Source organism: Streptomyces sp. NPDC001709, assembly GCF_053596375.1.
This window is the reverse complement of the sequence record NZ_JBSFGB010000015.1, coordinates 87,872-101,653: the sequence shown is the minus strand read 5'-3', so window position 1 is coordinate 101,653 and position 13,782 is coordinate 87,872. Positions and strand designations below refer to the sequence as shown.

12 protein-coding genes are annotated in these 13,782 nt (G+C 73.0%); 10 read left to right on the top strand and 2 right to left on the bottom strand.

All coding sequences use genetic code 11. The features are described 5' to 3' along the window. Nucleotides 1-161 precede the first annotated feature (161 nt). The 3 genes from ACWC0C_RS22600 to ACWC0C_RS22590 are packed head-to-tail and all read left to right on the top strand — an operon-like array spanning nucleotide 162 to nucleotide 3,138. Nucleotides 162-1,166, top strand: coding sequence for a DUF5819 family protein (locus ACWC0C_RS22600; RefSeq protein WP_450865414.1), 1,005 nt, complete (start codon nucleotides 162-164; stop codon nucleotides 1,164-1,166). Beyond that, on the top strand, nucleotides 1,163-2,386 hold the full coding sequence (locus ACWC0C_RS22595) for an HTTM domain-containing protein (protein WP_450865412.1): 1,224 nt from the start codon (nucleotides 1,163-1,165) through the stop codon (nucleotides 2,384-2,386). Before ACWC0C_RS22600 ends, ACWC0C_RS22595 begins: the two co-directional genes overlap by 4 nt. Further along, on the top strand, nucleotides 2,383-3,138 hold the full coding sequence (locus ACWC0C_RS22590) for a TrmH family RNA methyltransferase (RefSeq protein WP_450865410.1): 756 nt from the start codon (nucleotides 2,383-2,385) through the stop codon (nucleotides 3,136-3,138). Before ACWC0C_RS22595 ends, ACWC0C_RS22590 begins: the two co-directional genes overlap by 4 nt. Nucleotides 3,139-3,159: 21 nt before the next feature. Here the strand turns inward: ACWC0C_RS22590 and paaN are convergent, their stop codons facing one another. Beyond that, nucleotides 3,160-4,854 carry a phenylacetic acid degradation protein PaaN gene (gene paaN, locus ACWC0C_RS22585; protein WP_450865408.1) on the bottom strand — a complete coding sequence of 565 codons (1,695 nt, stop codon included), beginning with the start codon at nucleotides 4,852-4,854 and terminating at the stop codon, nucleotides 3,160-3,162. Nucleotides 4,855-5,015: 161 nt separating this feature from the next. Between paaN and ACWC0C_RS22580 the strand changes: the two genes are divergently transcribed. Further along, a complete protein-coding gene (locus ACWC0C_RS22580) occupies nucleotides 5,016-6,533 on the top strand; it encodes a 3-hydroxyacyl-CoA dehydrogenase (RefSeq protein WP_449194903.1) in 1,518 nt (505 codons plus the stop codon). Beyond that, nucleotides 6,530-7,117, top strand: coding sequence for a TetR/AcrR family transcriptional regulator (locus tag ACWC0C_RS22575; RefSeq protein WP_449194902.1), 588 nt, complete (start codon nucleotides 6,530-6,532; stop codon nucleotides 7,115-7,117). Before ACWC0C_RS22580 ends, ACWC0C_RS22575 begins: the two co-directional genes overlap by 4 nt. Nucleotides 7,118-7,167: 50 nt before the next feature. On the opposite strand, the gene ACWC0C_RS22570 is transcribed toward ACWC0C_RS22575, so the two are convergent. Then, nucleotides 7,168-7,701, bottom strand: coding sequence for an Lrp/AsnC family transcriptional regulator (locus tag ACWC0C_RS22570; RefSeq protein WP_450865406.1), 534 nt, complete (start codon nucleotides 7,699-7,701; stop codon nucleotides 7,168-7,170). 175 nt (nucleotides 7,702-7,876) lie between these two features. On the opposite strand from ACWC0C_RS22570, the gene pdhA reads away from it, so the two are divergent. From pdhA to ACWC0C_RS22545, 5 genes are all read left to right on the top strand, one after another. Then, entirely contained in the window at nucleotides 7,877-9,031 is a 1,155-nt protein-coding gene (gene pdhA, locus ACWC0C_RS22565) for a pyruvate dehydrogenase (acetyl-transferring) E1 component subunit alpha (RefSeq protein WP_450865404.1), read from the top strand. Next, nucleotides 9,028-10,032, top strand: a complete 1,005-nt coding sequence (locus ACWC0C_RS22560; protein WP_450865402.1) for an alpha-ketoacid dehydrogenase subunit beta — start codon at nucleotides 9,028-9,030, stop codon at nucleotides 10,030-10,032. The genes pdhA and ACWC0C_RS22560 overlap by 4 nt, the downstream gene beginning before the upstream one ends. Next, complete coding sequence (locus ACWC0C_RS22555) at nucleotides 10,032-11,414, top strand: dihydrolipoamide acetyltransferase family protein (RefSeq protein WP_450865401.1); 1,383 nt, start codon at nucleotides 10,032-10,034, stop codon at nucleotides 11,412-11,414. Before ACWC0C_RS22560 ends, ACWC0C_RS22555 begins: the two co-directional genes overlap by 1 nt. Nucleotides 11,415-11,482: 68 nt before the next feature. Further along, a complete protein-coding gene (locus tag ACWC0C_RS22550; RefSeq protein ID WP_450865399.1) occupies nucleotides 11,483-12,394 on the top strand; it encodes an NTP transferase domain-containing protein in 912 nt (303 codons plus the stop codon). Beyond that, the gene (locus tag ACWC0C_RS22545) at nucleotides 12,391-13,737 is read left to right on the top strand and encodes a molybdopterin molybdotransferase MoeA (protein ID WP_450865398.1); all 1,347 of its coding nucleotides are present in this window, start codon (nucleotides 12,391-12,393) and stop codon (nucleotides 13,735-13,737) included. Before ACWC0C_RS22550 ends, ACWC0C_RS22545 begins: the two co-directional genes overlap by 4 nt. The last annotated feature ends 45 nt before the right edge of the window (nucleotides 13,738-13,782 follow it).

The following is a 13,782-nucleotide window of genomic DNA, read 5'->3' as shown; positions in this document are numbered from 1 at the left end:
GCTGCGCCCGGTGGCCGGGGCTGAGTACCGTTCCGTGCGGGACGCCGCGGAGTGGCCTGCGTGAACCGTGGGGCGCTCGTGGCGGCGCCCCCACCATCGAGCCGGACACCGGGCCGGACCACTGAACCGAACGACCGAGCCGAAACGGGGGACAAGGCGGAATGGACGCGAACGACGAGGACCCGGGGGCCCGACCCGGCCCCGACGGGCCAGACCGGGCGCGTCTCCCGGAGGGCTCCCCGCCGCCCGACACGGATTCCCCGGCGGGCACGGACACGCCGGGCGGTGAGGAAGCGGTGGCGGTCGAAGACTCCGGCGGCGCGTGGTCGGCTCGGGCAGCGCAGGAAGCCCAGCAGACGCAGGGAGCCCAGCAGGCCCCGGCGACTCAGCGGTCTCAAGCTGCTCCGACGGCACATGCACAGCGGGGTACCGAGCCGGACCCGTCGGCCCAGCCTGCCGGTCCGGGCACGGCGGCCGAGACGTCCGGCGCCGGCACTCCCCTACCGCCCCCTGCCCCCCGTACCGGCCTGGCCGCCCTCTCCCCCCGCTATCAGGTCGCCGCTGCGCTGGCGCTCGCGGTGGTCGCGGTCGCCGCCTGCGTGCATGTGCTGATGGTGTTCCTCAGCCTCGCCCCCGCCAACACGGTGACCAAGCAGCACGGCAAGGCGATCGAGGAGTGGGTGTACCCGGAGTTCGAGCAGAACTGGAAACTGTTCGCACCGAACCCGCTGCAGCAGAACATCGCCGTCCAGGTGCGTGCCGTGGTGCGGGCGAAGGACGGCGGACTGCGCACCACCGGGTGGACCGACCTGTCCGCCCAGGACGGTGCCGCGATCGACGGCAACCTGGTGCCGAGCCACACCCAGCAGAACGAGCTGCGCCGCGCCTGGGACTTCTTCGTCGCCACGCACGGCGCCGACAACCGCCCCGTGGGCATGCGCGGCTCCCTCTCCGAGCAGTACCTGCGCCGGATCATGGTGATGCGTCTGTACCGGACCTATCCGGCCGACCCGGAGGGCGTCATCCAGCGCGTGCAGATCCGTTCCAGCACCACCAATGTGCAGCCGCCCGAGTGGAGCCGTGAGCGCGTGTCCGACAAGCCCGTCTACCGTGTCCTGCCCTGGTGGACGGTGACGGCCGACGAGGCGGCGGGAGGTGTGCGGTGAACCAGCTCTCCCTGACCCTCTCGCGCGGTGTCGCCAAAGTCACCGAGTCGGCTCTCGGGCCGTACCAGAGCGCCGTCATCCGCATCGGATTCGCCGGCACCTGGCTGCTGTTCCTGCTGCGCGAGTTCCCCCACCGCCAGGAGCTGTACGGTCCGGCCGGCCCCTGGGGCTGGAACCTCGCCAAGGAGCTGACCGCCGACAACCACGCCTTCACGGCCCTGCTGTGGTCCGACGGCCGGCTGTGGTTCGAGTGCTTCTACCTGCTGGCCATCCTCGCCAGCGCGGCGCTGCTGCTCGGCTGGCGCACCCGGACGGCGTCCGTGCTGTTCATGGTGGGCGTGCTGTCGCTGCAGAACCGCAGCGTCTTCGTGGGCGACGGCGGCGACAACGTCCTGCACCTGATGTCCTTCTACCTCCTGTTCACGCGCTGCGGACAGGCGTGGTCGCTGGACGCGCGCCGGGCGGCGCGCGGGGAGGCGGCACGCGCGCGTGGGGAGCGGGTTTCCGCCGACCGGGTGGGACCGGCCCTGTGGACGGTGTTCGGCCTGGCGCTGGTCATGGCGACGTTCACCGGCCGGTTCGACAGCGACTGGCTGATCCCCGCGCTGCTGTGGACGGCCTGGGCGGTGCTCGGCCTGTGGTGGGCCGTGGGCCGCTGGGCGAAGACACAGGAGCCGCGGATCCTGCTGGACATCGTCGCCAACGTCCTGCACAACGGCGCCCTGGCCGTGATCATGGCGGAGGCCTGCCTGATCTACGCGACGGCCGGCTGGTACAAGATCCAGGGCTCGCGCTGGCAGGACGGCACCGCCGTCTACTACCCGCTCCACCTGGACTACTTCTCGCCCTGGCCCGGACTCGCCGACCTGATGTCCTCCAGCGGCACGATCATGATGGCCGTCGCCTACGGCACGGTCATGGTGCAGGTCGCCTTCCCGTTCACCCTGTTCAACCGGAGGGTCAAGAACGTCCTGCTGGTGCTGATGATGATCGAGCACGCGGTGATCGCGATCGTGCTCGGCCTGCCGTTCTTCTCGCTGGCGATGATCACCGCGGACGCGGTCTTCCTGCCGACGTCGTTCCTGCGCCGCCTCGGCGCGCTCGCCGCACGCGCGCGTGGACGGCTCGTCCGGCGTGACGACCGTACGGTGCCCGCGCCGCGCTCCCCTGCGGAGAGCCCCGAGGACAGCCCGCGGGGCCGCGTAGGGTTCACCGCATGACCGACCCGCTCACCCGCTGGCGTGCGCACGCCGGTGACGCCGTGCTGCTCGACGGCTTCCATGCCCTCAAGCACGCGCTGCGTTTCGGGGCCGAGGTCCCGGTGGCGGTCACCACCGACCGGCGGGCGGCGCTCGCCCTCGCCGAGGAGCTGGCCGGGGACGTACGGGACGCGCTGGTCGCGCTCCTCACCGAGGTGCCCGCGGAGACGTACGCCTCCCTCGTCCCGCGGCCCCACCCGACCGGCGTGGCCGCCCTCGCGGTACGGCCCTCCCGCGAGGCCAACCTGCGCAGGCTCGCCCACACCCCGCGCACCGCGCCCGTCGTGGTCCTCGACAACCCCCGCAACCTGGGCAACGCCGGCGCCGTGATCCGGCTGGCCGCCGGTTTCGGGGCGACCGGCGTGGTCACCACGGGCACGCTCGACCCCTGGCATCCCACGGTCGTGCGTGGCGGCGCGGGCCTGCACTTCGCGACCGTGGTGGAGCGGCTGGGCGTCGACGAACTGCCCGCCGGGCCGGTGTTCGCGCTCGACCCGGAGGGCGAGGACATCCGGGGGACGAAGCTGCCCGACGACGCCGTACTCGCGTTCGGCTCGGAGCGCAGCGGCCTGTCGGCCGGGCTGCGCGCGCGTGCCGATCACCTGCTGCGGCTGCCGATGCGCCCCCAGGTCTCCAGCTACAACCTCGCCACCAGCGTGGCGATGACGCTGTACCACTGGAGTGCGACCGGGGGCACGCCCGGAGCTTCCTAGGGCCTGTCCGGCGGACAGGCCCTAGGCCTGTCGGCGTACCTCGACCACCCGGAAGCGGTTGGCCACGAACGCGCCGTCGGTGAGGGCCGCGTTCGCCGCCGGGTTGCCGCCCGAGCCGTGGAAGTCGGAGAACGCGGCGGTCTGGTTCACGTACACCCCGCCGGTCAGGTTGAGCGACAGCTGGGCCGCCTCCTCCAGGCACACCTCCTCGATCGCCTGCTCGACCTCGCTGTCGGTGGTGTAGGCGCCGACCGTCATCGCGCCCTTCTCCCGGACCGTGCGGCGCAGCAGCTCCACCGCGTCGGTCGCCGAGTCGACCGCGACGGCGAAGGAGACGGGGCCGAAGCACTCGCTCATGTAGGCGGCCTGGTCGTCCGGTTTGGCGCCGTCCAGCTTGACGATGACGGGCGTGCGCACGACCGCGCCCGGGAAGTCGGGGTTGCTGATCTCGCGGGAGGCGAGGGCGACTTCGCCGAGGCCGGCGGCGGCCTCCAGGCGGGCCTTGACGTCCGGGTTGACGATCGCGCCCAGCAGGGCGTTCGCGCGGGCGTCGTCGCCGAGGAGGCCGTCGACCGCGCGGGCGAGGTCGGCGGCGACCTCGTCGAAGGTCTTGGGGCCCTCGTCGGTGCGGATGCCGTCCCGGGGGATGAGCAGGTTCTGCGGGGTGGTGCACATCTGGCCGCTGTACAGGGACAGCGAGAACGCCAGGTTGGACAGCATGCCCTTGTAGTCGTCCGTGGAATGCACGATCACCGTGTTGACGCCGGCCTTCTCGGTGTAGACCTGCGCCTGGCGGGCGTTGGCCTCCAGCCAGTCGCCGAAGGACGTCGACCCCGTGTAGTCGATGATCCGGATCTCGGGGCGGGTGGCGAGGGTCTTGGCGATGCCCTCGCCAAGGCGCTCGGCGGTCAGCGCCACCAGGTTCGGGTCGAAGCCCGTCTCGGCCAGCACCTGGCGCGCGACCTGCACGGTGAGCGCCAGCGGCAGTACCGCGCGCGGGTGGGGTTTGACCAGGACCGCGTTGCCTGTGGCGAGGGAGGCGAACAGGCCCGGATAGCCGTTCCAGGTCGGGAAGGTGTTGCAGCCGATCACCAGGGCGAGGCCGCGCGGCACGGGCGTGAAGGTCTTGGTCAGGGCCAGCGGGTCGCGCTTGCCCTGCGGCTTGGTCCACTCCGCCGTCTCGGGCGTGCGGATCTGCTCCGCGTACGCGTACGCCACCGCCTCCAGGCCGCGGTCCTGGGCGTGCGGGCCGCCCGCCTGGAACGCCATCATGAACGCCTGGCCGGAGGTGTGCATGACCGCGTGCGCGAACTGGTGGGTGCGGTCGCTGATCCGCTTGAGGATCTCCAGGCAGACCATGGCCCGCAGCTCCGCGCCGGCCTCCCGCCAGGCGCGCTGTCCGGCCTTCATCGCGGGCAGCAGCACGTCGATGTCCGCGTGCGGGTAGGTCACGCCCAGCCCGATGCCGTACGGGGAGACCTCGTCGCCCACCCAGTCGTCGATGCCGGGCTGGTCGGCGAGGTCCAGGCGGTTGCCCAGCAGGGCGTCGAAGGCGGCCTTGCCCGCCTCCGCGTCCAGGCTGCCGTTCTCGCCGTAGGCCTTCGGGTGCTCGGGATGCGGCGACCAGTACGCGCGCGTGCGGATCGCTTCCAGCGCCTGGTCCAGGGTGGGCCGGTGCTTCGCGATCAGCTCGTGGGCGGTCAGTTCGGCGGCCATGCGGGACCAACTCCTCGTCTGGAGAACTCTTCGTCGAGTTCATGGACCTGGGCAGAAACATGGGCAGGGACAGCCGGTCAGAGCTAGAGTAACCGAACGATCGGTCGGGACAAGGGGGCCTGCCGTATCTGTGGAAAACGCCGTGCGGGAGGATCGCGCACATGACAGCACTCGACCTCAGCAGCCCCGTGGCCGTCGTCGGCACCGGCACCATGGGCCAGGGCATCGCCCAGGTCGCGCTGGTCGCCGGCCACCCCGTGCGGCTGTACGACGCCGTCGCCGGGCGTGCCCGGGACGCGGCCGAAGCGATCGGCGCCCGGCTCGACCGGCTCGTGGAGAAGGGCAGGCTCGGCCCCGCCGACCGGGACGCGGCCCGCGCCCGCCTCCGGCCCGTGGAGAGCCTGGACGGGCTGGCGGACTGCGGGCTGGTCGTCGAGGCCGTCCTGGAACGGCTGGACGTCAAACAGCAGCTCTTCGGCAAGCTCGAGGAGATCGTCGCCGAGGACTGCCTGCTCGCCACCAACACCTCCTCGCTGTCGGTGACGGCCATCGGCGGCGCCCTGCGCCAACCCGGTCGCTTCGTGGGCCTGCACTTCTTCAACCCGGCCCCGCTGCTGCCGCTGGTCGAGGTCGTCTCCGGGTTCGCCACCGACGTCACGTCGGCCACGCGCGCGTACGAGACCGCCCGCGCCTGGGGCAAGACCCCGGTGGCCTGCGCCGACACCCCGGGCTTCATCGTCAACCGGATCGCCCGGCCGTTCTACGCCGAGGCCTTCGCCGTCTACGAGGCCCAGGCAGCCGACCCCGCCACCATCGACGCGGTCCTGCGCGAGTCCGGCGGCTTCAGGATGGGCGCCTTCGAACTGACCGACCTGATCGGGCAGGACGTCAACGAGTCGGTGACCCACTCCGTGTGGCAGTCCTTCTTCCAGGACGTGCGGTTCACCCCGTCCCTCGCCCAGCGCCGGCTGGTGGAGTCCGGCCGCCTAGGCCGCAAGACCGGGCACGGCTGGTACGACCACGCCGAGGGCGCCGAGCGGCCCGAGCCGCACACCGCCGACAAGGAGCAGCCGCCCGCCTACGTCGTCGCCGAGGGTGGCCTCGGCCCCGCGGCCGGACTGCTCGCGCTGATCCGCGAGGCGGGCATCCAGGTCCGCGAGGAGGACGAGGACAACGGCACCCGCCTGGTGCTGCCGAGCGGCGGCCAGCTGGTCCTCGCCGACGGGCAGACCTGCGTGGAATTCCGGGACGTCGTCTACTTCGACCTCGCCCTGGACTACCGCGCGGCCACCCGCGTCGCGCTGTCCGCCTGCCAGGACACCTCGCCGCAGACCCTCGCCGAGGCCACCGGCCTCTTCCAGGCCCTCGGCAAGGACGTCAGCGTCATCGGCGACGTCCCCGGCATGATCGTCGCGCGTACGGTCGCCAGGATCATCGACCTTGCCCATGACGCCGTCGCCAAGGGCGTCGCCACCGAGGAGGACATCGACACGGCCATGCGCCTGGGCGTGAACTACCCGCTCGGCCCGTTCGAGTGGGACCGCAGGCTCGGCCGCGAGTTCGCCTTCGACATCCTGGACGAGATGCACGAGCGCGACCCCTCCGGACGCTACGCCCCCTCCCTCGCGCTCTACCGCCACGCGTACGCCGTCGCCGACAAGCGGGAGGGCACCTCATGACCACGGCCAGGCGCGACACATACACGCCCGAGACGCTGCTCTCCGTGGCCGTGCAGGTCTTCAACGAGCGCGGTTACGACGGCACCTCCATGGAGCACCTGTCCAAGGCGGCCGGCATCTCCAAGTCGTCGATCTACCACCACGTCAGCGGCAAGGAGGAGCTGCTGCGGCGGGCCGTCAGCCGTGCCCTGGACGGCCTGTTCGCCATCCTGGACGAGGAGCACGCGCGCGTGGGGCGGCCGGTCGACCGGCTGGAGCACGTCGTACGGCGCATGGTCGAGGTGCTCATAGGCGACCTGCCCTACGTGACACTGCTGCTGCGGGTGCGCGGCAACACCGAGACCGAGCGGTGGGCGCTGGAGCGGCGGCGCGACTTCGACCACCGGGTCGCGGAACTGCTGAAGGCGGCGGCGGCCGACGGGGACGTACGCGGCGACGTCGAGGTCCGGCTGGCCACCCGGCTGGTCTTCGGAATGATCAACTCGATCGTGGAGTGGTACCGGCCGGACCCGCGGGGCGCCGACGACCGCGAGGTGGCCGACGCGGTGGTCCGGCTGGTCTTCGCGGGACTCCGCCGGGACTGACCCCTCAGGCCTGCGGCACACCTCTCGTCACGCCTCCGGCACACCTCCCGTCACGCCTCCGGCTCCAGGTCCTCCTCCTCGAAGACAAGAAGCGTGCGGGTGCTGAGCACCTCGGGGATCGCCTGGAGCCGGGTGAGCACCAGCTCCCGCAGCGCCCTGTTGTCGGGTGTGTGCACCAGCAGCAGCACATCGAAGTCCCCGCCTACCAGGGCGATGTGGGAGGCGCCGGGCAGCTGTCGGAGCTGCTCGCGGACCGTGCGCCAGCTGTTCTGGACGATCTTCAGCGTGACGTACGCCGAGGTGCCGTGCCCCGCCCGCTCGTGGTCCACGCGCGCGCTGAACCCGCGGATGACGCCGTCCTCGACGAGCCGGTTGATGCGCGCGTAGGCGTTGGCGCGCGAGACGTGGACGCGTTCGGCGACCGACCGTATCGAGGCACGGCCGTCCGCCTGGAGGATCTTCAGGATGTCCTGATCGATGGCGTCCAGCGGGCGCGGCGGCGGCAGCGGGGTGCCGTCCAGGGGGCGCGGCGGTGACAGTGCGGCGCCTTCCTGCGGTCCGTCGGCCATTTGTTCAGCTGCCATTGCCCCCCGCTCCCTCGCCGTGGACGTCCTGCGTTCATTCCAGGCTGTGGAGAACCGTTTGTCCACAGCCTGGAGGGGCCTGTAGCCAAAATGTGCCGACGACCGAACAATCGGTAGGTGAGACGGCTCACAGCCGACCCGTCTCCCGTAGCCGCTCCCACGAGGAGGTGCCGTCATGACGGTCATGGAGCAGCGGGACGCTTACCGGCCGGCCCCGCCGCCCGCCTGGCAGCCCCGTATGGACCCCGCGCCGCTGCTGCCCGACGCCGAGCCCTATCGCGTCCTCGGCACCGAGGCGGCCGCCAAGGCCGATCCGGATCTGCTGCGCCGGCTCTACGCCCAGCTGGTGCGCGGCCGCCGCTACAACACGCAGGCCACGGCGCTCACCAAGCAGGGCCGCCTCGCCGTCTACCCCTCCAGCACCGGCCAGGAGGCCTGCGAGGTCGCCGCCGCCCTGGCCCTGGAAGAGCGCGACTGGCTCTTCCCGAGCTACCGCGACACCCTCGCCGTTGTCGCACGGGGCGTGGACCCCGTCGAGGCCCTCACCCTGCTGCGCGGGGACTGGCACAACGGCTACGACCCCCACACCCACCGCGTGGCCCCCCTGTCCACCCCGCTGGCCACCCAGCTCCCGCACGCCGTCGGCCTCGCGCACGCCGCCCGTCTCAAGGGCGACGACGTGGTCGCGCTCGCGCTGGTCGGCGACGGCGGCACCAGCGAGGGCGACTTCCACGAGGCGCTGAACTTCGCCGCCGTCTGGCAGGCCCCGGTCGTCTTCCTCGTGCAGAACAACGGCTTCGCCATCTCCGTCCCGCTCGCCAAGCAGACCGCGGCCCCCTCCCTGGCCCACAAGGCCGTCGGATACGGCATGCCGGGCCGGCTGGTCGACGGCAACGACGCGGCGGCCGTGCACGAGGTCCTCAGCGACGCGGTACGGCACGCTCGCGCGGGCGGCGGCCCGACCCTGGTGGAGGCGGTGACGTACCGGATCGACGCCCACACCAACGCCGACGACGCCACCCGCTACCGCGGCGACGCCGAGGTCGAGGCCTGGCGCGCCCACGACCCGATCGAACTGCTGGAGCGTGAGCTGACCGCGCGCGGTCAGCTCGACGCGGCCGGTATCGAGGCCGCCCGGCAGGACGCCGAGGAAATGGCCGCCTCCTTGCGTGAACGCATGAACCGCGACCCCGAACTCGACCCCATGGCCCTCTTCGACCACGTCTACACCGAGACCACGGCCCAGCTGCGCGAACAGCGCGCCCTGCTGCGGGCCGAACTGGAAGCCGAGCAGGAGCAGCACGACGAGCAGGAAGGCGGCGCCCGATGACCACCGTCGCCGTCAAGCCCGCCACCATGGCGCAGGCCCTCACGCGCGCGCTGCGCGACGCGATGGCCGCCGACCCCACCGTCCACGTCATGGGCGAGGACGTCGGCACCCTCGGCGGTGTCTTCCGGGTCACCGACGGCCTCGCCAAGGAGTTCGGCGAGGACCGCTGCACCGACACCCCGCTCGCCGAGGCCGGCATCCTCGGCACCGCCGTCGGCATGGCCATGTACGGCCTGCGGCCGGTGGTGGAGATGCAGTTCGACGCCTTCGCCTACCCGGCGTTCGAGCAGCTCATCAGCCATGTCTCCCGGATGCGCAACCGCACGCGCGGCAGGATGCCCCTGCCGATCACCGTCCGCGTCCCCTACGGCGGCGGCATCGGCGGTGTCGAGCACCACAGCGACTCCTCCGAGGCCTACTACATGGCCACCCCGGGGCTGCACGTGGTCACGCCCGCGACCGTCGCCGACGCCTACGGGCTGCTGCGCCAGGCCATCGCCTCCGACGACCCGGTCGTCATCCTGGAGCCCAAGCGGCTCTACTGGTCGAAGGACTCCTGGAACCCCGAGCACCCCACGGACGTGGAGCCCATCGGTCGCGCGGTGGTGCGCCGCCAGGGCCGCAGCGCCACCCTGATCACCTACGGCCCCTCCCTGCCGGTCTGCCTGGAGGCCGCGGAGGCCGCCCAGGCCGAGGGCTGGGACCTGGAAGTGGTCGATCTGCGCTCCCTGGTGCCGTTCGACGACGAGACGGTCTGCGCGGCCGTACGGCGCACCGGACGCGCGGTCGTCGTCCACGAGTCCACCGGGTTCGGCGGGCCGGGCGGCGAGATAGCGGCCCAGATCACCGAGCGCTGCTTCCACCACCTGGAGGCGCCGGTGCTGCGCGTGGCCGGCTTCGACATCCCCTACCCGCCGCCCATGCTGGAGAGGCACCACCTGCCCGGCGTCGACCGCATCCTGGACGCCGTGGCCCGGCTGCAGTGGGAGGCCGAGGGCTGATGGCACAGGTGCTCGAGTTCAAGCTCCCCGACCTCGGTGAGGGACTCACCGAGGCGGAGATCGTCCGCTGGCTGGTCCAGGTCGGCGACGTCGTCGCCATCGACCAGCCGGTCGTCGAGGTCGAGACGGCCAAGGCGATGGTCGAGGTGCCCTGTCCCTACGGCGGTGTGGTCACCGCCCGCTTCGGCGAGGAGGGCACCGAACTTCCGGTCGGCGCACCGCTGTTGACCGTGGCCGTGGGACCTGCGGCTCCCGGAGGCGAGGCCGCGGGATCGGGCAACGTCCTGGTCGGATATGGCACCTCGGAAGCGCCGGCCCGGCGCCGGAGGGTGCGGTCGGCGCCGGTGGCGACGACCGCCGCGAACGGCAGCGTCGGCGCGGACGGCGCGGCGACCCGACCCAACGCGACGGTGGCCTCCATCGGGACCGCCCACGCGCGCGTGGACGCACTCCATGCCGACGGCCCGGTCCCCGTGATCTCCCCCCTGGTCCGCCGGCTGGCCCGTGAGGGCGGCCTGGACCTGCGCCAGCTGACGGGATCCGGCCCGGACGGGCTGATCCTGCGCGCGGACGTCGAGGACGCCCTGCGGTCCAGGACGGCCCCGGGCAGCCGTACGGCCGAGGAGCCGACCACGACGGCACCCACCGCCACGGCCTCGTCGGCACGCGCGGCCGCTCCGGCCACACGCGCCACAGGCATGCGCACCCCCCTCAAGGGCGTGCGCGGTGCCGTCGCCGACAAGCTCTCCCGCAGCCGCCGGGAGATCCCGGATGCCACCTGCTGGGTCGACGCCGACGCGACCGAACTCATGCGCGCGCGTGCCGCGATGAACGCCGCAGGAGGGCCGAAGATCTCCCTCCTCGCGCTGCTCGCCCGCATCTGCACGGCCGCGCTCGCCCGGTTCCCGGAGCTGAACTCCTACGTCGACACCGAGGCCCGCGAGGTCGTCCAGCTCGACCACGTCCACCTCGGGTTCGCCGCGCAGACCGAGCGAGGGCTGGTCGTGCCGGTCGTCCGGGACGCCCACGCGCGCGACGCCGAGTCGCTGACCGCCGAGTTCGCCCGGCTCACCGAGGCGGCCCGCACCGGGAAGCTCACGCCCGGGGAACTCACCGGCGGGACCTTCACGTTGAACAACTACGGGGTCTTCGGCGTCGACGGCTCGACGCCGATCATCAACCACCCCGAGGCGGCCATGCTCGGCGTCGGCCGGATCGTCCCGAAGCCATGGGTGCACGAAGGAGAGCTGGCGGTGCGCCAGGTCGTCCAGCTCTCGCTCACCTTCGACCACCGGGTGTGCGACGGCGGTACGGCGGGCGGCTTCCTGCGCTATGTGGCGGACTGCGTGGAACAGCCGGCGGTGCTCCTGCGCACGCTGTGACGCCCGCGGGGCCCTGAAGGAGGGCCCCGTGGGAGATGCAGGCGGGCCCCTCGGGACATACTCGGGGGGTGACCGACAACGCCCCCGTGGCCCCCGGGACGCCGGTGCCGTACGACGCCGTCGTGCTGGCCGGCGGTGCCGCCCGGCGGCTCGGCGGGGCGGACAAGCCCGGCCTGCGGGTCGGGGGCCGGGCGCTCATAGACCGTGTGCTCGCGGCCTGCGCGGGCGCCGGTACGACGGTGGTGGTGGCCGACCGACGCGCCACCGCACGGCCGGTGCGCTGGGCGCGCGAGGAGCCGCCCGGCGCCGGACCGGTCGCCGCACTGGAGGCCGGCCTGCGGCTCACCACCGCCGAGCACGCCGTCGTCCTCTCCGCCGACCTGCCCTTCCTCCGGCCGGCCACGCTCCAGCGTCTACTGGCCGCCCTGCGCGACACCGGAGCCGACGGCGTGCTGCTCACCGACGCCGACGGCCGCGATCAGCCGCTCGTGGCCGCCTACCGCACAGCCCCGCTCCGCCGTGAACTGGCCGCCCTCGGGACCGGCCCCGACGGCCTGACCGGACTGCCCCTGCGCCGGCTCACCGGCGCCCTCCGCCTCGTCCGCGTCCCGGACCCGCTCGCGTCCTTCGACTGCGACACCTGGGACGACCTCGTCAACGCCAGGGCACGCATCAGGGAGCATGGGCACGTGTTGGATGAATGGATCTCCGCAGTCAAGGACGAACTGGGCATCGACTTGGACGTCGACACCGGCCTCCTGCTCGACCTGGCCCGCGACGCCGCGCACGGCGTGGCCCGGCCCGCCGCTCCGCTGACCACCTTCCTCGTCGGCTACGCCGCGGCCCAGGCCAAGGGCGGCCCTGAGGCCGTTGCCGAGGCCGCCCGCAAGGCGGCCGCGCTCGCCCTGCGCTGGGAGGAAGAGAACAGCGGGGGCGGGAAAGAGAACAGCGGGGGCCCGAGCGCCCCGGACGCCGGATGACCGCCCCCGGAGCCCGGGCCGGAGCGCCCGCCGAGGACAGCGACGACCTGGACGTCGAGGAGGCACTGGCCCTCGTGCGAGAGTCCAGGGGCGACCATGCGGGCCAGGTCCCCGCTCCGGCGCCCGAAGCACACGGCGAGCACCGGGCCACCCCCTGGCCCCAGGCCCGCGAGATCGCCGCCCGCGTCGCGCGCGCCCACGGCCGCCGTGCCCCCGTCTCCGTGCCGCTCGGCGACGCCCTCGGCCTGGTCCTGGCCGCCCCTGTCGACGCGCTGACCGACCTGCCCTCCTTCGACACCTCCGCGATGGACGGCTGGGCGGTTGCCGGGCCGGGCCCCTGGGAGGTGCGCGAGGAAGGCGTGCTGGCCGGGCACGCGCAGCCCGAGCCGCTTTCCGACGGTGAGGCGGTTCGCATCGCGACCGGTGCCCGCATCCCGGGCGACACCATCGCCGTCCTGCGCAGCGAGCACGGCCGCATCGACACACAGGGGCGGCTCCACGCCACCCGGGAGCTGGTGCACGGCCAGGACATCCGCCCGCGCGCCCAGGAGTGCCGCAGCGGCGACCAGCTGCTGCCGGTCGGCACCCTCGTCACTCCCGCCGTCCTGGGGCTCGCCGCGGCGGCCGGATACGACACCGTCACCGTCGTACCGCGCCCGACAGTCGAAGTCCTCGTGCTCGGCGACGAGTTGCTGACCGAGGGCCTGCCGCACGACGGCCTGATCCGGGACGCGCTCGGCCCCATGCTGCCGCCGTGGCTGCGCGCGCTCGGCGCTGAGGTCGTCGCGGTGCACCGGATCGGCGACGACGCCAGGGCCCTGCGCAAGGCCGTCACCGGCTCCGAAGCCGACCTCATCGTCACCACGGGCGGCACCGCGGGCGGACCCGTCGACCATGTCCACCCCACCCTGGAACGCATCGGCGCCGAACTCCTCGTCGACGGCGTCAAGGTGCGCCCCGGCCACCCCATGCTGCTGGCCCGCACCAAGGAAGGCCAGCATCTCGTCGGCCTGCCCGGAAACCCCCTCGCGGCCGTCTCCGGCCTGCTCACGCTCGCCGAGCCGCTGCTGCGCACCCTGGCCGCCCATCCGGCCCCCGAGCCGTACACGCTGCCGCTCAGGGAGGCCGTCCAGGGACACCCGTACGACACCCGGCTCGTCCCCGTGGTGCTGCGCGGCGACCGTGCCGTACCGCTGCACTACAACGGGCCGGCCATGCTCCGTGGCATCGCCGCCGCGGATGCGCTGGCCGTCGTACCGCCCGACGGGGCCGGCCAGGGCGAGGAGACCGAGCTGCTGGACCTTCCGTGGGCGGCCGCGGGAATCGGGGTGTGTTTCACGTGAAACCTCCGGGGCCATGACGCCGTCGCCCGCCAGGCGGGCGAGCAT

What these genes read in the sequence shown, in the direction of transcription:
- ACWC0C_RS22555 (WP_450865401.1), top strand. Translation starts at nt 10,032, where the DNA reads ATGGCACAGGTGCTCGAGTTCAAGCTCCCCGACCTCGGTGAGGGACTC.
- ACWC0C_RS22580 (WP_449194903.1), top strand. Translation starts at nt 5,016, where the DNA reads ATGACAGCACTCGACCTCAGCAGCCCCGTGGCCGTCGTCGGCACCGGC.
- paaN (WP_450865408.1), bottom strand. Translation starts at nt 4,854, where the DNA reads ATGGCCGCCGAACTGACCGCCCACGAGCTGATCGCGAAGCACCGGCCC.
- ACWC0C_RS22575 (WP_449194902.1), top strand. Translation starts at nt 6,530, where the DNA reads ATGACCACGGCCAGGCGCGACACATACACGCCCGAGACGCTGCTCTCC.
- ACWC0C_RS22600 (WP_450865414.1), top strand. Translation starts at nt 162, where the DNA reads ATGGACGCGAACGACGAGGACCCGGGGGCCCGACCCGGCCCCGACGGG.
- ACWC0C_RS22590 (WP_450865410.1), top strand. Translation starts at nt 2,383, where the DNA reads ATGACCGACCCGCTCACCCGCTGGCGTGCGCACGCCGGTGACGCCGTG.
- ACWC0C_RS22545 (WP_450865398.1), top strand. Translation starts at nt 12,391, where the DNA reads ATGACCGCCCCCGGAGCCCGGGCCGGAGCGCCCGCCGAGGACAGCGAC.
- ACWC0C_RS22560 (WP_450865402.1), top strand. Translation starts at nt 9,028, where the DNA reads ATGACCACCGTCGCCGTCAAGCCCGCCACCATGGCGCAGGCCCTCACG.
- ACWC0C_RS22570 (WP_450865406.1), bottom strand. Translation starts at nt 7,701, where the DNA reads ATGGCAGCTGAACAAATGGCCGACGGACCGCAGGAAGGCGCCGCACTG.
- pdhA (WP_450865404.1), top strand. Translation starts at nt 7,877, where the DNA reads ATGACGGTCATGGAGCAGCGGGACGCTTACCGGCCGGCCCCGCCGCCC.